This is a genomic window from Streptomyces sp. NPDC001530, assembly GCF_042894545.1.
GTDB lineage: Bacteria > Actinomycetota > Actinomycetes > Streptomycetales > Streptomycetaceae > Streptomyces.
On record NZ_JBIAVS010000013.1, the window covers coordinates 22,361 to 38,174 of the forward strand.

Annotated in this window: 17 protein-coding genes and 1 pseudogene; 12 read left to right on the top strand and 6 right to left on the bottom strand. The window is 71.1% G+C overall.

The window, feature by feature from the left end:
- The first annotated feature begins 53 nt into the window (after positions 1 to 53).
- Positions 54 to 719, top strand: a complete 666-nt coding sequence (locus tag ACFY0T_RS26365; protein ID WP_388875247.1) for a trimeric intracellular cation channel family protein — start codon at positions 54 to 56, stop codon at positions 717 to 719.
- Here the strand turns inward: ACFY0T_RS26365 and ACFY0T_RS26370 are convergent.
- On the bottom strand, positions 619 to 1,893 hold the full coding sequence (locus tag ACFY0T_RS26370; protein ID WP_388875250.1) for an alpha/beta hydrolase: 1,275 nt from the start codon (positions 1,891 to 1,893) through the stop codon (positions 619 to 621). The genes ACFY0T_RS26365 and ACFY0T_RS26370 overlap by 101 nt on opposite strands.
- 200 nt (positions 1,894 to 2,093) lie before the next feature.
- Here ACFY0T_RS26370 and ACFY0T_RS26375 point away from each other — a divergent pair, with 200 nt between their 5' ends.
- Positions 2,094 to 2,954, top strand: coding sequence for a thioesterase family protein (locus tag ACFY0T_RS26375; RefSeq protein WP_388875253.1), 861 nt, complete (start codon positions 2,094 to 2,096; stop codon positions 2,952 to 2,954).
- 7 nt (positions 2,955 to 2,961) lie between these two features.
- Here ACFY0T_RS26375 and ACFY0T_RS26380 read toward each other — a convergent pair.
- Positions 2,962 to 3,547, bottom strand: a pseudogene (locus tag ACFY0T_RS26380) (TIGR03086 family metal-binding protein).
- Positions 3,548 to 3,651: 104 nt separating this feature from the next.
- On the opposite strand from ACFY0T_RS26380, the gene ACFY0T_RS26385 reads away from it, so the two are divergent.
- Positions 3,652 to 4,614, top strand: coding sequence for a helix-turn-helix transcriptional regulator (locus ACFY0T_RS26385; RefSeq protein ID WP_388875255.1), 963 nt, complete (start codon positions 3,652 to 3,654; stop codon positions 4,612 to 4,614).
- Positions 4,615 to 4,750: 136 nt separating this feature from the next.
- Positions 4,751 to 5,128 carry a hypothetical protein gene (locus ACFY0T_RS26390; protein WP_388875258.1) on the top strand — a complete coding sequence of 126 codons (378 nt, stop codon included), beginning with the start codon at positions 4,751 to 4,753 and terminating at the stop codon, positions 5,126 to 5,128.
- 167 nt (positions 5,129 to 5,295) lie between these two features.
- On the opposite strand, the gene ACFY0T_RS26395 is transcribed toward ACFY0T_RS26390, so the two are convergent.
- On the bottom strand, positions 5,296 to 5,922 hold the full coding sequence (locus ACFY0T_RS26395) for a TetR family transcriptional regulator (protein WP_388875261.1): 627 nt from the start codon (positions 5,920 to 5,922) through the stop codon (positions 5,296 to 5,298).
- Between the two features lie 185 nt (positions 5,923 to 6,107).
- On the opposite strand from ACFY0T_RS26395, the gene ACFY0T_RS26400 reads away from it, so the two are divergent.
- From ACFY0T_RS26400 to ACFY0T_RS26410, 3 genes are all read left to right on the top strand, one after another.
- Positions 6,108 to 6,275 (top strand): hypothetical protein, encoded by a 168-nt coding sequence (locus ACFY0T_RS26400; RefSeq protein ID WP_329364065.1) that lies wholly within the window; start codon positions 6,108 to 6,110, stop codon positions 6,273 to 6,275.
- 105 nt (positions 6,276 to 6,380) lie between these two features.
- Positions 6,381 to 6,647, top strand: a complete 267-nt coding sequence (locus ACFY0T_RS26405) for a DUF4190 domain-containing protein (RefSeq protein WP_388875264.1) — start codon at positions 6,381 to 6,383, stop codon at positions 6,645 to 6,647.
- A 249-nt stretch (positions 6,648 to 6,896) separates the two neighbouring features.
- Entirely contained in the window at positions 6,897 to 8,066 is a 1,170-nt protein-coding gene (locus tag ACFY0T_RS26410; protein WP_388875267.1) for a cysteine desulfurase family protein, read from the top strand.
- 51 nt (positions 8,067 to 8,117) lie between these two features.
- Here the strand turns inward: ACFY0T_RS26410 and ACFY0T_RS26415 are convergent, their stop codons facing one another.
- Positions 8,118 to 8,801, bottom strand: a complete 684-nt coding sequence (locus ACFY0T_RS26415; RefSeq protein ID WP_388875270.1) for an N-acetylmuramoyl-L-alanine amidase — start codon at positions 8,799 to 8,801, stop codon at positions 8,118 to 8,120.
- A 60-nt stretch (positions 8,802 to 8,861) separates the two neighbouring features.
- On the opposite strand from ACFY0T_RS26415, the gene mnmA reads away from it, so the two are divergent.
- The gene (gene mnmA / locus ACFY0T_RS26420) at positions 8,862 to 9,983 is read left to right on the top strand and encodes a tRNA 2-thiouridine(34) synthase MnmA (protein WP_388875273.1); all 1,122 of its coding nucleotides are present in this window, start codon (positions 8,862 to 8,864) and stop codon (positions 9,981 to 9,983) included.
- Here mnmA and ACFY0T_RS26425 read toward each other — a convergent pair.
- Entirely contained in the window at positions 9,980 to 10,765 is a 786-nt protein-coding gene (locus tag ACFY0T_RS26425) for an alpha/beta fold hydrolase (protein ID WP_388875276.1), read from the bottom strand. The two genes, mnmA and ACFY0T_RS26425, sit on opposite strands and share 4 nt — an antisense overlap.
- 37 nt (positions 10,766 to 10,802) lie before the next feature.
- Positions 10,803 to 11,126, bottom strand: a complete 324-nt coding sequence (locus tag ACFY0T_RS26430) for a DUF427 domain-containing protein (protein ID WP_388875279.1) — start codon at positions 11,124 to 11,126, stop codon at positions 10,803 to 10,805.
- Positions 11,127 to 11,176: 50 nt separating this feature from the next.
- Here ACFY0T_RS26430 and ACFY0T_RS26435 point away from each other — a divergent pair, with 50 nt between their 5' ends.
- The 4 genes from ACFY0T_RS26435 to ligA are packed head-to-tail and all read left to right on the top strand — an operon-like array spanning position 11,177 to position 15,669.
- Entirely contained in the window at positions 11,177 to 11,716 is a 540-nt protein-coding gene (locus ACFY0T_RS26435) for a TIGR00730 family Rossman fold protein (RefSeq protein ID WP_388875282.1), read from the top strand.
- A 7-nt stretch (positions 11,717 to 11,723) separates the two neighbouring features.
- Complete coding sequence (locus ACFY0T_RS26440; protein ID WP_388875284.1) at positions 11,724 to 12,422, top strand: SDR family oxidoreductase; 699 nt, start codon at positions 11,724 to 11,726, stop codon at positions 12,420 to 12,422.
- Between the two features lie 31 nt (positions 12,423 to 12,453).
- Positions 12,454 to 13,461, top strand: a complete 1,008-nt coding sequence (locus ACFY0T_RS26445) for a methionine synthase (protein WP_388875287.1) — start codon at positions 12,454 to 12,456, stop codon at positions 13,459 to 13,461.
- Positions 13,462 to 13,476: 15 nt separating this feature from the next.
- Complete coding sequence (ligA, locus tag ACFY0T_RS26450) at positions 13,477 to 15,669, top strand: NAD-dependent DNA ligase LigA (protein ID WP_388875290.1); 2,193 nt, start codon at positions 13,477 to 13,479, stop codon at positions 15,667 to 15,669.
- The last annotated feature ends 145 nt before the right edge of the window (positions 15,670 to 15,814 follow it).

The following is a 15,814-nucleotide window of genomic DNA, read 5'->3' on the forward strand; positions in this document are numbered from 1 at the left end:
CCGCGGACCTTGCTTTGTAAGGTACAGGCCCGTCTTCGGGTGAGAATGTTCAGGTGCTTCAGAATCTGTTCAGCCCCTCCGTCCAGCATGTGCTCGACCTCGTGGGGATCTTCGTCTTCGCGATCTCCGGCGCGCTGCTGGCCGTCCGCAAGAACTTCGACGTCTTCGGCATCGCCGTACTCGCCGAGGTCACGGCGCTGGGCGGAGGGCTGTTCCGGGACCTGATCATCGGGGCCGTGCCCCCGGCCGCGTTCACCGACCTCGGCTACTTCACCACCCCGCTGCTGGCCGCCCTGCTCGTCTTCTTCCTCCACCCGGAGGTGGAGCGGATCCAGGTCGGCGTCAACGTCTTCGACGCGGCGGGGCTCGGCCTCTTCAGTGTCGCGGGCACGACGAAGGCGTACGAGTACGGGCTCGGCCTGCCCCAGTCGGCCGCCTTGGGCCTCGCCACCGCGGTCGGCGGCGGTGTGCTGCGCGACGTGCTCGCCAACGAGGTGCCCTCGCTGCTGCGCTGGGACCGCGATCTGTACGCGGTGCCCGCGATGGTGGGCGCCATCATGGTCGTGCTGTGCATCCGCTATGACGTGCTGTCCCCGTTCACCAGCGGGCTGGCGGTCGTCACCGCCTTCGTCCTGCGGCTGCTCGCGATGCGGTTCCACTGGCGAGCGCCGCGCGCGTGGAACCGCCGCTCGACGGTGACTGAGGAAGAGTCCCCGTAAGACCCGTAGCCCCTGGGGCTCCTATGGTTCCCGTAGCTCCCTCGGCGCTGCCGCCGGCGCCGATCTGCCGGGACAGCCAGCGGAACACCTCGGGGACCTGTGGCCGCCACAGCGCCATGTCGTGGCCGCCCGCGCTGCGCGGAAGCAGCACCACGTCCACGGTCGTCGGCGGCTTCGCGATCTGCCGGAGCGCCGCGCCCGCCTCGTAGCCGTCGCCGGACTCGCCGGAGAAGTAGAGCGCGACGCGGGGCGGGGTGCGGTAGGCGCGCAACAGCAGGTAGGGGTTGTTCTGACGGCGCAGGGCCGGGCTCTGCGCGGCGAGCGAATCGCGTTCGCCGATCGGGTCGTTGTAGCCGGACATGCTCACCGCCGCCCGGTAGCGGTCGGGGTGTGCGACGGCGAGCTTCGTCGCGCAGTGTGCCCCCGCCGAGTAGCCGGCGGTCGCCCAGCCGTCCGGGGCGGCCTCGGCGCGGAAGTTGTCCGTCACCATCTTCGGCACGTCGACACTGAGCCAGCTGTCGGCGTTCACCGTGCCCGGAACGTTCGCGCAGCCCGTGTCCACCCGGGCCAGCAGCGTGGTGCGCGGCGCGACCAGGATGAAGGGCGCGACCTGGCCGTCGCGCATCATCGGCAGCAGTTGCTCGTGCACCTTCAGCGAACCGAACCACGCCTTCGCCGAACCCGGATAGCCCGGCAGCAACTCCACGACGGGGAACTTCCGGTGGGCGTAGGCCGGTTCGTGGTACTGCGGCGGCAGCCAGACGTAGACCTCCGCGTTCACCCCCGACACCCGGCCCTTGAGCTGGGTGACGCGCACGCCGCCCGCCTGGTGCATGCCGGGACCGTCGGCCTGGGTGAACGTCTGCCGCACCTTGGGCAGCTGCTTGAGCGCGATCCCGCCGGTGCCGTCCCTGCCGAGGTCGGCGGCCTGCTGGACGTGGTCGCCGGTACCGAGCAGGTCCGCCCAGTTGTCGTAGAGGCTGTTGGCGTTGTTCACGAGGACGAAGACCAGGGTGATCGCGGTGCCCTGGGCGAACAGCAGCATCAGCAGCCGGGCGGCGCTGCGCATGGGCGCGGGACCGCGGACCCGGGACCACAGGAGCAGGGGCAGGACGAGGGCGACGGCGAACAGCGCGATCGCGGTGAAGAGGAACGGCGTCCCGGTGAGGCTCATGTCATGTCAGAGGCGGAGCCAAGGCGATTGGTCACCGGCCATTACGGACACTTACCAAGAAATTGCCTAATCCTCACCTAGGTCGAAGGGAGTCCTCACCTGGGCCGAAGGGCGGACGCCGTGCGACCTGGAGGACAGATGTCGCGCGCCCGACATATTCAAAGCTACCGCTTAGTAATTTCCTGTTGTACCGTTCATGCATGCCAGAAGCAGCTTCGGTACAGGCCGCACGGGCCACGATCGGCGACAGTGAGTTCGACCGCGACACCGCGGTCACCCTGCGCGAACCCGGCGTCTACGACATCGACCTCTCCGCCGGGTGGACGATCATCAACGCCGTCAACGGCGGCTATCTGCTGGCCGTCCTGGGCCGCGCGCTCGCGGACGCCCTGCCGCACTCCGACCCGTTCACGATCTCCGCGCACTACCTGACCGCCTCCGAGCCCGGCCCCGCGGTCGTCCGCACGGACGTCGTCCGCACCGGCCGGACCCTGTCGACCGGCCAGGCCTCCCTCTTCCAGTACGACGAGCAGGGCCGCGAGGTCGAGCGGATCCGTGTCCTCGCCTCGTACGGCGATCTCGACACCCTGCCCGACGACGTCCGTACGACCGCGCAGCCGCCCGCGATCCCGCCGATGGACCAGTGCTTCGGCCCGCAGGACGCCCCCGCTCCCATCCCCGGCAGCTCGGCGATCACCGACCGGCTGTTCCTCAAGCTCGACCCCTCGACCCTGGGCTGGGCGCTCGGCGCGCCGTCCGGGAAGGGCGAGATGCGGTCCTGGTTCGGGCTCGCCGACGGCCGCGACGCTGACCCCTTCTCGCTGCTCCTCGCGGTCGACGCGCTGCCGCCGACCGCCTTCGAGATCGGGCTGTCCGGCTGGGTGCCGACGGTCGAGCTGACGGTGCACGTGCGCTGCCGTCCGGCGCCCGGCCCGCTGCGGGTGTCGATCACCACGCGCAACCTCGCCGGCGGCTTCCTGGAGGAGGACGCCGAGGTCTGGGACAGCGCGGACCGGCTGGTCGCGCAGTCCCGGCAGCTCGCGCGGGCCAGGCTCGGCTGAGCGGTCCTCAGGCGAGGGGCTGGCGCCCCAGCCAGGCCGCCAACTGCCCGTAGACGTCGGCCCCTTCGGGGGCCGGGAGCGCCGAGTCGAAGGGCAGCTCCTCGTCGTCCCGCTGCCCTTCGGGCAGCACGCGGTGAGCCATCGCGAGCGCGAACTCGGCCAGCTCCGGGTCGAGCTCGCGCGGCCGGCCGAGGGCCTCGGAGAGGTCCCAGGTGTGGGTGACGGCCTCCATGACGTACCCGGAGAGCGCGTTGCGGCCGGGCGCCTCACCCCACGGCACGCGCACCGGCGCGTCCATGCGGGCGTCGTCCGCCCAGGCCTTCAGGACCCGAGTCCTGACGTCGTCGTACGCGGCCGGCCAGTCGTCGTCCCCGACACCGTCCGCGAACGGCCGTACGGCGAGACCGTCGCCGCCCTCGCCGATCACGGCGATCCGGCGGGTGCCGCCGACCATGTGCGACAGCAGCGTCCGTACGTCGAACTCGGCGCACGGGGGTCGGCCCGGCGAGCTGTTCCGGCCGTACGGTCTTGATCAGTTCGGCGATCTGCTCGGTGGCGCGGGCGTACAGGGGGCGGGGGTCGACGGCGTTCATGGCGTTCCTCTTCCGTGTGTCGGTGTGCCCCCACGTTCGCCGCATAACCTGACAGTTTCCGTCAACATTTGCTCGGACTCTTCGACGGGCGCGATCCTGGGGGCGTGAAGTCCGACCGCCTGCTCTCGATCCTCCTGCTGCTGCAGACCCGCGGCCGCGTCCCCGCGCACGAGCTCGCCGACCGGCTGGAGGTGTCGGTGCGCACCATCTACCGGGACATCGAGGCCCTGTCCGCCTCCGGCGTCCCGGTCTACGCCGAGCGCGGGCGACACGGCGGCATCGAACTGCTCGCCGGATTCCGTACGGACGTCACGGGGCTGACCGCCGACGAGTCCCGCGCGCTGTTCATCCTGGCCGCGCAGGGCGCGCACGCCGCACTCGGCCTGGACGCGGCGCTCGGCTCGGCGCTGCGCAAGGTGATGGCCGCGCTGCCCGCGCCGCACCGGCCGGCCGCCGAGGTGACCAGCCGCCGCATCCTGGTCGACGCGACGCGCTGGAAGGGCGGGCCGCAACCGGCCGTCGACCTGGAGGTGTTGCAGGACGCGGTCTTCAGCGACCGCCGGGTGCGGCTGCGCTACCGGCACAGCGGGGACCCCGAGCCCAGCACGTACACCGTCGACCCGTACGGGCTCGTGTCCAAGGCCGGTGTCTGGTACCTGGTCGCCGACCGGCGCGGCAGGCCCCGGCTGTTCCGCGCCGACCGGGTGCGGACGGCCACCGTCCTGCCGGACCCGGTGAAGCGGCGTCCGGGCGTCGAACTCGGCGACGTCTGGGAGGTGTTGCGGCGCCAGGTCGAGGAGCGCCCGGGCGGTCTCGATGTCACAGTTCGGGTACAGCGCTCCCGCCTCGACATGTTCCTGCGCCTCAACGCCGCCTCGCTCTCGGAGCTGCCCGAGGACGACGGCGCGAGCGAGTGGGTGGTCGCCCGGCTGTCGCACGGCTCCGTCCGCGAGGCCCGCACGCTGCTGGCCTTCGGCGATGCGGTGGAGGTCCTGGAGCCGCCGGAGGTGCGGGCGGAGCTGGCCGGGACGGCGGCCGCCATCAGCGCGGTGTACGAGGGGAATTGAGCCCTGCGCGGGGGCCGGTGATCCACAGCAAGGCACAGCTTCGGCACAGCCCGGCCCTAACGGGATCTGGTGCTCTGGGCCCCCGCTCATCCGGTCTTCATCAACCGGCCTCGTGACTTGACTGGGAGTTACCCTCATGAACCCTCGTGCACGACTCGTCCCCGTCGTCGCCCTGCTGGCGCTCTCACCCCTGCTCGCGGCCTGTGGCTCGGGCGACTCCTCGTCGTCCTCGAACGGCGGCAACTCCGGCCAGAACTGTCAGCGGCCGTCCGGTATGCCGAGCGGGGGCCCGTCCGGGCGCCCCAGCGGTGCGCCGTCCGGGATGCCGACGGGCGCAGCGTCCGGTACTCCGTCCAACATGCCCACCGGGAAGGCGCCGTCCGGCAATCCCTCGGGGATGCCGAGCGGCGGGCCCGGCAACGGACAGGGCGGCCAGGGTGGAGGCCAGGGGGGCTGTGGCGGCGGTCCGGGCGGCGGCCAGATGGGGCAGGGGCGGCAGGCGGCTCAGGGGTAGCAGGCGACTCAGGGGCGGCAGGCGGCTCAGGGCTGACCTGGGTCGGCTTTCGGCGTTCGGCCTGCGGTTTGTGAAAGGCCGGCTCGGGTCGGATTTCGGCTTTCGGCTTTCGATGGGCTGACTCGGGTCGGCTCTCCCAGGGGTGACGTACTCGGTGAACGGGTGTGTCACCCGAGCCAGTTGTGGCGGCCGATGCTGATCAGCCGCATCTGGCGGCTCACCACCCGGGCGACCCGCTCCCGCTCCTCCTCGGGCGCCTCCAGCGCCTCCAGGAACGAGGAGGCCGCCATCAGCATGTGGTCGACGTACAGGCCCGCGAGCATCAGCAGATCGTCGTCGCTCCACCCCTTCGACTCGGGGTGCTCGGCCAGCGCGACCTTCACCTCCTCGGCGAACCGGGCCAGTTGCTCCCTGATCGCCTCCCGCACCGGCTGGACGCCGCCGTGCCGCTCGCGCGCGATGAAGCGGACGTGCGCCGGGTGCGTCTCGACGTGGTGGGCGATCAGCTCGACGGCGCGCGCTATGCGTTGGCCGCTGTCACCGGCCGCGGACACCGTGTCCTCGATCATCGGGTGCAGGCTGCCGAGCGCCTCCTCGACGAGCGCCACGCCGAGATCCGCCGTCGAGCGGAAGTGCCGGTAGAAGGCGGTCGGGGCGACTCCGACGGCGCGGGTGACCTCGCGCAGACCCAGGCTGCTCAGGCTCTGCTCCTCCAGGAGTCCCAACGCCGCGTCCAGGAGCGCCTGTCGGGTCTTCTGCTTCTGGGCCTGTCGGATGCCGAGAGTGTGACTCATGCCATGCAGTTAACAACTGTTCTCTGTAATTGGAAAGCCCGGAGACGCGCTAGACTCAAGAGTCAGTGAACAACTGTTACTACAACCGTTCACTGAGTCGTCAAGTCCCGGAAACATTCAGGGCCTCACCGTCGAGGCCCGGAGAGTCCGGGACGGGACTTCGAGACTTCCACGAGAGGCATCTCATGCTGTTCCTCGTCGCCGCCCTCCTGCTGCTGGGTGTCGTCATGGGCTCCGTGGCCCACGCGCCGCTGCCCGTCACCCTCGTCGCCGCCGCCGTCATCGGCGTCTGGCTCGCCGTCTTCGCGGTCCGCGAGCGCAACGCCCGCCGGCGCCACACCTCCACCAACTGACCGTTGGTGCCGCACCTCCACCAACTGACCGTTGGTGCCCCACCCCACCAACTGACCGTTGGTGCCACACCTCCACCAACCGACCGTTGGGAGCTGACTCACCTCATGGAACTCACCGCAACCCCCGCTCGCCGGACCGCCGTCCGGGACGCCGACGGCATGGCCGTCGCCTCCTTCATCCTCGGCCTGCTCGGCCTCCTGGTCCTCAACGTCTTCCTGGGCCCCATCGCCATCGCCCTCGCCTCGGTCGCCCTCTGGCGAGGTACGACCCGTCGCGGCCGCGCCTTCCTGGGCCTGGGCCTCGGCATCGCGGACCTGCTGGTCCTGGTGGCCTTCATGCAGTTCGACAGCACGGTGTCCTGGAACTTCTAGGAACGGGAGCCGAGGGGCTGTTCCCACTGTGGCCAATCGTTCCGCAGGGCGATGGGGGTCCCCCTGTTCGAGCGGAGCCGAGAACTTGGGGGAGGGTGGGCACAGCCCGGAGTGCCGGGTGCGTCGCACAGAGGGCCGGCCACGGCGCCGGGAAGCGCATGACGAACCCCCGGGTGCCACCCAGGCCGAGGATCACTGAAGCAGGGGGCCGAGGCCGGTACATCGCGGGCCCGTAGAATCGGGCTCACCATGGCATACCTCGACCACGCCGCGACCACCCCCATGCTCCCCGAGGCGGTAGAGGCACTGACCGCCCAGCTGAGCATCACGGGCAACGCCTCCTCCCTCCACGCCGCCGGCCGCCGCGCCCGGCGGACGGTCGAGGAAGCCCGCGAAACCCTGGCGGACGCCCTCGGCGCACGCCCCAGCGAGGTGGTCTTCACCTCCGGCGGCACCGAGGCCGACAACCTCGCGGTGAAGGGCCTGTACTGGGCCCGCAGAGACGCCGACCCGGCCCGCACCCGGGTCCTCGCGAGCCCCGTCGAGCACCACGCCGTCCTCGACGCCGTCCACTGGCTCGGCGAACACGAGGGCGCCACGGTCGAGTACCTGCCCGTCGACTCCTACGGCCGCGTCCACCCGGACGCCCTGCGCGAGGCCATCGCCCGCAACCCCGACGACGTCGCCCTCGCCACGGTCATGTGGGCCAACAACGAGATCGGCACGGTGATGCCGGTCCGCGAACTGGCCGATGCCGCCGCCGAGTTCGACGTCCCGCTGCACGCCGACGCCGTCCAGGCCTTCGGCCAGGTCCCCGTCGACTTCGGCACCTCCGGCCTCGCCGCGATGACGGTGTCCGGCCACAAGATCGGCGGCCCGTACGGCATCGGCGCGCTGCTCCTGGGCCGCGAGTACAGCCCCGTACCCGTGCTGCACGGCGGCGGCCAGGAGCGACATGTCCGCTCCGGCACGCTCGACGTGCCCGCGATCGCGTCCTTCGCCGTCGCCGGGCGGCTCGCCGCCGAGCAGCGCGAGTGGTTCGGCCGCGAGATCGGCGCCCTGCGCGACGACCTGGTCGAGGCCGTACGCAAGGCCGTGCCCGACGCGATCCTCGGCGGCGACCCGGCCAGTGCGGGCCGCCTGCCCGCCAACGCCCACTTCACCTTCCCGGGCTGCGAGGGCGACTCCCTGCTGCTCCTGCTGGACGCGCAGGGCATCGAGTGCTCCACGGGCTCCGCGTGCACGGCGGGCGTGGCCCAGCCCAGCCACGTCCTCCTCGCCACCGGCACCGACCCCGACCTCGCCCGCGGCACCCTCCGCTTCTCCCTCGGCCACACCTCCACGGAGGCGGACGTCGAGGCGGTGGCCCAGGCGATCGGCCCGGCGGTGGAACGGGCGCGCACGGCGGGTCTCACCTAGACACCCCAGCCGGGCCCGCACCGTACTCGGGGCCCGGCACCATCCGAGGGGTCAGGCCTTCGCCGTACGCGCCTCACGCACGAGCCGTATGTACCGGTCCCAGTCCCAGTACGGCCCGGGATCGGTGTGGTCCGTGCCCGGCACCTCCACGTGCCCGATGATGTGCTTCCGGTCGACGGGGATGCCATAGCGCCCGCATATCCCGGCGGTGAGCCGCGCGGAGGCGGCATACATCGCGTCCGTGAACGACGAGGCGCGCTCGACGAAACCCTCGTGCTCGATGCCGACGCTCCGCTCGTTGTACTCCCTGTTCCCCGCGTGGAACGCCACGTCCAGCTCGCGGATCATCTGCGTGATGTGCCCGTCCTTGCGGACGATGTAGTGGGCGGCCGCGCGGTGCCCCGGGTCCTGGAAGACCTTGACCGCGCTCTTGAAGCTGCCCTGGGTGACATGGATGATCACCCGGTCTATGGAGTAGTCGTCGGGCCGGTCCGCCCGTCGCCAGTTCGCCGCGGACGCCGCCACCCACTGGGCACCCCGGAAGTCGACCGCACCCGCCACGCGCGGCTTCTCGACGCCCGGCAGCCGCCACCACAGGTGCGCGAGCTCCTCCCGCGCCAGCGCGGCCGTGCCCACGGCGGCCGCCGCACCGCCGATGAGCAGCGCCCGGCGCCCGACCTGCCGGTCCCCGTCCCGGGCCGTACGGCCTTGTGGCTTCCCCTTTTTCTCCCCCATGCGATCTTCAACGGATACTCGCGGGCTCCAGTTCCCACGGCCCCGTACTCTGGAGGGGTTATGACTGACACCTCGCAGCGCCCCCTCCGCGTCCTCGCCGCCATGTCGGGCGGCGTGGACTCCGCCGTAGCCGCCGCCCGCGCCGCCGAGGCCGGGCACGACGTGACCGGTGTGCACCTCGCCCTCTCGGCGAACCCGCAATCGTTCCGGACCGGCGCGCGCGGCTGTTGCACCATCGAGGACTCGCGCGACGCCCGCCGCGCCGCGGACGTCATCGGCATCCCGTTCTACGTCTGGGACCTCGCCGAGCGCTTCCGCGAGGACGTGGTCGAGGACTTCATCGCCGAGTACGAGGCCGGGCGCACCCCCAACCCCTGCCTGCGCTGCAACGAGAAGATCAAGTTCGCCGCCCTGCTCGACAAGGCGCTCGCGCTCGGCTTCGACGCCGTCTGCACCGGCCACTACGCGAAGGTGATCGTCCGCGAGGACGGCACGCGCGAACTGCACCGCGCCTCCGACATGGCCAAGGACCAGTCGTACGTCCTCGGGGTGCTCGACGACCGGCAGCTCGCCCACGCGCTGTTCCCGCTCGGCGACACGGTGACCACGAAGGACGAGATCCGCGCCGAGGCCGAGCGCCGCGGCCTCGCCGTCGCCAAGAAGCCGGACTCGCACGACATCTGCTTCATCGCCGACGGCGACACCCAGGGCTTCCTGGCGAACCGGCTCGGCACGTCAGAGGGCGACATCGTCGACGAGTCCGGCGCGAAGCTGGGCACCCACGAGGGCGCGTACGGCTTCACGATCGGCCAGCGCAAGGGCCTGCGCATCGGCACCCCGGCCGCCGACGGCAAGCCGCGCTACGTCCTGGACATCTCGCCGGTGAACAACACGGTGACGGTGGGCCCGGCGGCGTCCCTGGACGTGAGCGCGTTGACGGCCATCAAGCCCCGCTGGTGCGGCGCCGCCCCGACCGGGCCCGGCACCTACACCGCCCAACTCCGCGCCCACGGCGGCGAGACGACGGTCACCGCCGAGCTCGTCGACGGATCGCTCGAGGTCGCCTTCACGGAGCCGGTCCGCGGCGTCGCCCCAGGCCAGGCCGTCGTCCTGTACGACGGCACCCGCGTGGTCGGCTCGGCGACGATCGCGACGACCACGCGCGCGACGGCGGCCGTCTAACCGGCGCTCGCGAAGAACTCCTTCAGGAGTGGCGCGAGGGCCTGAGGGTCCACCATGTGGGTCTGGCCGTCCAGCATGCGATACGTCCCGTCGGGGACCGCCTCGGTGACGGCCTGGGCCGCTTCCCGCATCCACTCGGGGCTCGCGCCGCCCGCGACGGCGAGCACCGGCACGGTGACGGAGGCCAGCCGCATCCGGGGCACCAGACCGTCGCCCATGGCGGCGTTGTCATACGCGAGGGTGGGGGCGATCGCCTCCATGCCCGGCCAGGCGGGGGACCTGCGGGCGCCCGCGATCATCTCCGGTGGAGTGCCGGCGAGCGCCATGAACAGCTCGACGGCGTCCCCGCGCCGGTCCTGGCCGAGGAGCTCGGTCAGCCGCTCCGTGTACTCCTGGCGCTCCTTGCCGCCGCCCTCGTAGACGGCGAACGGCGTTTCGTAGACGGCGACTTTGCTCACGGGCAGTCCGCTCGCCGCCGCCTCCAGAACCAGCGCGCCGCCCGACGAGATGCCGTAGAGCGCCGCGCTGCCCCCGGACGCCTCGATCAGGGCCGCGATGTCCTCGACCTCACGGGCCACCGCGAAGGGGGCGGTGTCGCCGCTCGCGCCGCGGCCCCGGCGGTCGTAGGTGACAGCGCCGCTGCGGTCCGAGAGGGCGGACGCCAGGGGCGCCAGCGTGGCGCCCGTACACATGGCGCCGCCGACCAGGATCACTGCCGGGCCGTCACCGTAGCGTTCGTACGCGATGGGGGTCCCGTCGCGCGAAATCGTCTTCTTGTCCATGCCTGTGGAGACTGGCACGGGGCACGGAATTAATCGGTCACCCCACTTCTACTTCGTAGAAGCAGAGGTGGTCCTTGATCTGCGCGACGTCCGGCTTCGGGTCGGGGTACGCCCAGACGAGGTCGGTCGCGTCGGGAAGCGACCAGTAGGACGCGGTGCCCTTGAACGGGCAGTAGGTGTGGGTCTCGGAAGCGGCGAGCAGATCGAGGCGGACGTCTTCCGGAGGAAGGTAATAGCGCACCGGACATCCCGTCTCGCGCAGCACCAGGGGGCGGTCGCTCTCCGCCAGGACCTGGTCGCCGTGGACGACGCGTACGTGCTGTGTGCCCTGCTCGATGGTGATCGTGTGTCCTTCAGCCATATCGGAACAGCACTCGCGGGGCCCGGGTTCTTCCCGCGTACGGTGACCGCGTGAATATCTGCGTCTTTCTCTCCGCCGCCGACCTCGACGACCGCTACACGCGCCCCGCCCGTGAGTTCGCCGAACTACTCGGCAAGGGCGGCCACACGCTGGTGTGGGGCGGTTCGGACGTCGGGCTGATGAAGGTGGTCGCCGACGGCGTGCAGGAGACGGGCGGGCGGCTGCTCGGGGTCTCCGTCGGCTTCCTGGCGGCCAAGGCCCGCGCGAACGCCGACGAGATGGTCATCGCGCGTGACCTCGCCGAGCGAAAGGCGCTGCTCCTGGAGAAGGCCGACGCCGTCGTCATCATGGTGGGGGGCACCGGGACGCTCGACGAGGCGACCGAGATCCTGGAGCTGAAGAAGCACGGCAAGACGGAGAAGCCGGTGGTCCTGCTGAACACGGCGGGCTTCTACGACGGCCTGAAGACGCAGTTCCGGCGCATGGAGGACGAGGGTTTCCTGCCACGTCCGCTCACCGATCTGGTGTTCTTCGCCGAGGAGCCGGTGGGCGCGCTGGCCTACCTGGAGGAGAGTCTGGGCACGCGGTGATGCGAGCATGGCGGGCATGGCTACACATGTGATCACCGGGGCGGGTTCCGGCATCGGCGCGGCCGTCGCCCGCCGCCTTCACGCGCGCGGGGACGAACTCGTGCTGCACGCGCGCGACGCCGGCCGCGCCAAGGAGCTGGCGGCCGAGTTCCCCGGAGCGAAGACCCTGGTCGGCGACCTGGCGGACCCGGACCGGCTGTCCTGGGCGTTCTCGCACCAGACGCTGCCCGACCGGATCGACTCCCTCCTCCACATCGCGGGCGTGGTCGACCTGGGCCCGGTGGGCGAGCTGACGCCGAAGTCCTGGCGTCACCAGCTCAACGTCAACCTGATCGCCCCGGCCGAGCTGACCCGCCATTTCCTGCCCCAACTCCGCGTAGCCCAGGGCCATGTGGTGTTCGTGAACTCCGGCGCCGGCCTCAGCGCCCACGCCGAGTGGTCCGCGTACGCCGCCTCCAAGCACGGCCTGAAGGCGCTGGCGGACTCCCTGCGCCACGAGGAGCACGCGGGCGGCGTCCGCGTCACCTCCGTCTACCCCGGCCGTACGGCAAGCCCCATGCAGGCCAAGGTCCACCAGCAGGAGGGCAAGGAGTACGACGCCGCCAAGTGGATCGACCCGGAGTCCGTCGCCACGACGATCCTGATGGCCATCGACCTGCCGCGGGACGCGGAGATCAACGACCTGACGGTGCGACCGGGGCGCTGACCTCCCGAGAAGCATTCCGTAGGCTTCCGGGGTGAGCGAAAACAGCGAGTTCAGGTTCGGTCCGGCGACCGGGATCGGGTCCATGCCGGGCGGGGACGCCCGGGAGGCCGCCAAGACGGTCACGGGGGCCTGCGAGGACTTCCCGTATCTGCCCGAGCTGCCCGCCCGCGGGCCCGGTGCCGACATGATCGGCCGGACGGCCGGGATGCTCGTCGAGCTGTACGCGCGCGTGGAGCCCAGCGGCTGGCGGATCGGGGACCGGCCCGGACGCGACACCAAGCGGGCCAAGTCGTGGCTGGGGGAGGACCTCGACGCCCTCGAGGAGTTCACCCAGGGGTACGAGGGCCCGCTGAAGGTGCAGGCCGTCGGTCCCTGGACCCTCGCCGCCGCGCTGGAGCTGAGGAACGGCGAGGTGGCCCTCTCCGACGCGGGAGCGTGCCGGGACCTCGCCGGCTCGCTCGCCGAGGGACTGCGGCTCCATCTCGACGAGGTGCGGCGGCGCGTCCCCGGTGCCCAGGTCGTCCTCCAGCTCGACGAGCCGTCGCTCATCGCCGTACTGCGCGGGCAGGTCAAGTCCGCCAGCGGCTACCGCACCCACCGGGCCGTGGACCGCCAGCTGGTCGAGGGCACGCTGCGGGACGTCGTCGGGGTTCACGGCGGCGGCCCCGTCGTGGTGCACTCGTGCGCACCCGACGTACCGTTCGCCCTCCTGCGCAGGGCGGGCGCCGCGGCGATCTCGTTCGACTTCTCACTGCTCACCGAGCGTGATGACGACGCGATCGGGGAAGCCGTGGAAGGCGGTACGCGGCTCTTCGCCGGTGTCGTCCCCGGCGTGGACGGCCCGTTGTCAGACCCTGCCGGTAGCGTCATGAGTGTCAGGACGCTGTGGCGCAGGCTGGGGCTGCAACCGGGTCTTCTCGCGGAGGCGGTCACGGTCACTCCGTCGTGCGGGCTCGCGGGGGCTTCCCCCGGCTTCGCGCGCAAGGCGCTCGCCCACTGCGTCCGGGCGGCGAGATCCCTCGCGGACAACCCAGAGTAACGGGAGGACAACACGGTGGCCGGCGACAAGCAAGCGGAGACGACGGTGCCCGCCGAGGCACGGGAGAAGCACGCGCAGCTCGCTGAGCAGATCGAGGAGCACCGCTTCCGGTACTACGTGAAGGACGCTCCCGTCATCAGCGACGCGGAGTTCGACAAGCTCCTGCGCTCCCTGGAGGCGCTGGAGGAGGAGTACCCCGAGATGCGCACCCCCGACTCACCGACCCAGAAGGTCGCGGGGGCGTACGAGACGGAGTTCACGTCGGTCGAGCACCGCCAGCGCATGCTCTCGCTGGACAACGCCTTCAGCGACCTGGAGCTCGCCGCCTGGGGCGAGCGCGTCGCGAAGGACGTGGGCACCTCCGACTACCACTTCCTGTGCGAGCTGAAGGTGGACGGCCTCGCGGTCAACCTGACTTACGAGCACGGTCGTCTCACGCGCGCGGCGACCCGCGGCGACGGCCGCACGGGCGAGGACATCACCCCCAATGTCCGTACGATTGGGGAGATTCCGGACCGCTTGAAGGGTGACCGTGTCCCGGACCTCGTGGAGATCCGCGGCGAGGTCTACTTCCCGATGGAGAAGTTCGAGGAGCTCAACGCCCGCCTGGTGGAGGCCGGCGACAAGCCCTTCGCCAACCCGCGCAACGCGGCGGCGGGTTCCCTGCGCCAGAAGGACCCGCGCGTCACCGCGACCCGCCCGCTGCACATGGTGGTGCACGGCATCGGCGCCCTTGAGGGCTTCGGGGGCCTGACCCGCCTCTCCCAGGCCTACGAGCTGCTGCGCGAGTGGGGCCTGCCGACCACGCGGTACGCCAAGGTGGTCGACGACCTCGACGGCGTACGGGAGTTCATCGCGTACTACGGGGAGAACCGTCACTCGGTGGAGCACGAGATCGACGGCGTGGTCGTCAAGCTCGACGAGATCCCCCTCCAGGGACGGCTCGGCTCCACCTCGCGCGCCCCGCGCTGGGCGATCGCCTGGAAGTACGCGCCGGAGGAGGTCAACACCAAGCTCATCAACATCCGCGTGGGCGTGGGGCGTACGGGCAGGGTCACGCCGTATGCGCAGGTCGAACCGATCACGGTCGCCGGCTCCGAGGTCGAGTTCGCCACCCTGCACAACCAGGACGTGGTGAAGGCCAAGGGCGTCCTCATCGGGGACACGGTCGTGCTGCGCAAGGCCGGTGACGTCATCCCGGAGATCCTCGGCCCGGTCGTCGACCTGCGCGACGGCACCGAGCGGGAGTTCGTGATGCCGGCCGAGTGCCCCGAGTGCGGTACGGCGCTGCGGCCCATGAAGGAGGGCGACGTCGACCTGCGCTGCCCGAACGCGCGCACGTGCCCGGCCCAGTTGCGCGAGCGCCTCTTCTATCTCGCGGGCCGCAAGGCACTGGACATCGAGCACTTCGGATACGTCGCCGCGGCGGCCCTCACCAAGCCGTTGGAGCCGGCCGATCCTGCGCTGGTGGACGAGGGCGACCTCTTCGACCTCACGATCGAGCAGTTGCTGCCCATCAAGGCGTACGTCCTGGACCAGGACAGCGGCCTGCCCAAGCGCGACCCGAAGACGGGCGAGGAGAAGATCGCCACGGTCTTCGCCAACCAGCAGGGCGAGCCGAAGAAGAACGCGCTGGCGATGCTGGACAACATCGCCGCGGCCAAGGACCGCCCGCTCGCCCGCATCCTCACCGGTCTGTCGATCCGTCATGTCGGGCCGGTCGCGGCCGAGGCGCTGGCGCGCGAGTTCCGCTCCATCGACCGGATCGACCAGGCCACCGAGGAGGAGCTCGCCACCACCGAGGGCGTCGGGCCGATCATCGCCGCCTCGCTCAAGGAGTGGTTCGCCGAGGACTGGCACCGCGAGATCATCCGCAAGTGGCGGGCCGCCGGGGTCCGGATGGAGGAGGAGGGCTCCGGCGAGGACGAGGGACCGCGCCCGCTGGAAGGGCTTACCGTCGTCGTCACCGGAACGCTCGAACACCACACGCGGGACGGCGCGAAGGAGGCGCTGCAGAGCCGAGGAGCAAAAGTGACCGGTTCTGTTTCGAAGAAGACGTCTTTCGTCGTGGTGGGTGACAATCCTGGCTCGAAGTACGACAAGGCGATGCAGCTGAAGGTTCCGGTTCTGAACGAGGAGGGCTTCGCCGTCCTGCTCGAACAAGGCCCGGACGCGGCAGCTGAAGTCGCGCTTCCTGTCGAGGAGTAGCGGTTGAAGGCCACCCGTTCGGCGCATATCAGATGCATACGGGTGGCCGGGTCGCATTCGGGCAACCGTCGACGACCGGTGCCCGTGGAAGCCTTCTGCGGCCTACTGTTGAGGTGTGCGCCTGCCGTGCCCAGCTGCGGTTGGG

Bases quoted from the DNA above. Each gene is read 5' to 3' on its own strand.
- ACFY0T_RS26375 (WP_388875253.1), top strand. From the start codon at position 2,094: ATGCCAGAAGCAGCTTCGGTACAGGCCGCACGGGCCACGATCGGCGAC.
- ACFY0T_RS26400 (WP_329364065.1), top strand. From the start codon at position 6,108: ATGCTGTTCCTCGTCGCCGCCCTCCTGCTGCTGGGTGTCGTCATGGGC.
- ACFY0T_RS26425 (WP_388875276.1), bottom strand. From the start codon at position 10,765: ATGGACAAGAAGACGATTTCGCGCGACGGGACCCCCATCGCGTACGAA.
- ACFY0T_RS26390 (WP_388875258.1), top strand. From the start codon at position 4,751: ATGAACCCTCGTGCACGACTCGTCCCCGTCGTCGCCCTGCTGGCGCTC.
- ACFY0T_RS26405 (WP_388875264.1), top strand. From the start codon at position 6,381: ATGGAACTCACCGCAACCCCCGCTCGCCGGACCGCCGTCCGGGACGCC.
- ACFY0T_RS26410 (WP_388875267.1), top strand. From the start codon at position 6,897: ATGGCATACCTCGACCACGCCGCGACCACCCCCATGCTCCCCGAGGCG.
- ACFY0T_RS26395 (WP_388875261.1), bottom strand. From the start codon at position 5,922: ATGAGTCACACTCTCGGCATCCGACAGGCCCAGAAGCAGAAGACCCGA.
- mnmA (WP_388875273.1), top strand. From the start codon at position 8,862: ATGACTGACACCTCGCAGCGCCCCCTCCGCGTCCTCGCCGCCATGTCG.
- ACFY0T_RS26440 (WP_388875284.1), top strand. From the start codon at position 11,724: ATGGCGGGCATGGCTACACATGTGATCACCGGGGCGGGTTCCGGCATC.
- ACFY0T_RS26415 (WP_388875270.1), bottom strand. From the start codon at position 8,801: ATGGGGGAGAAAAAGGGGAAGCCACAAGGCCGTACGGCCCGGGACGGG.
- ACFY0T_RS26430 (WP_388875279.1), bottom strand. From the start codon at position 11,126: ATGGCTGAAGGACACACGATCACCATCGAGCAGGGCACACAGCACGTA.
- ACFY0T_RS26370 (WP_388875250.1), bottom strand. From the start codon at position 1,893: ATGAGCCTCACCGGGACGCCGTTCCTCTTCACCGCGATCGCGCTGTTC.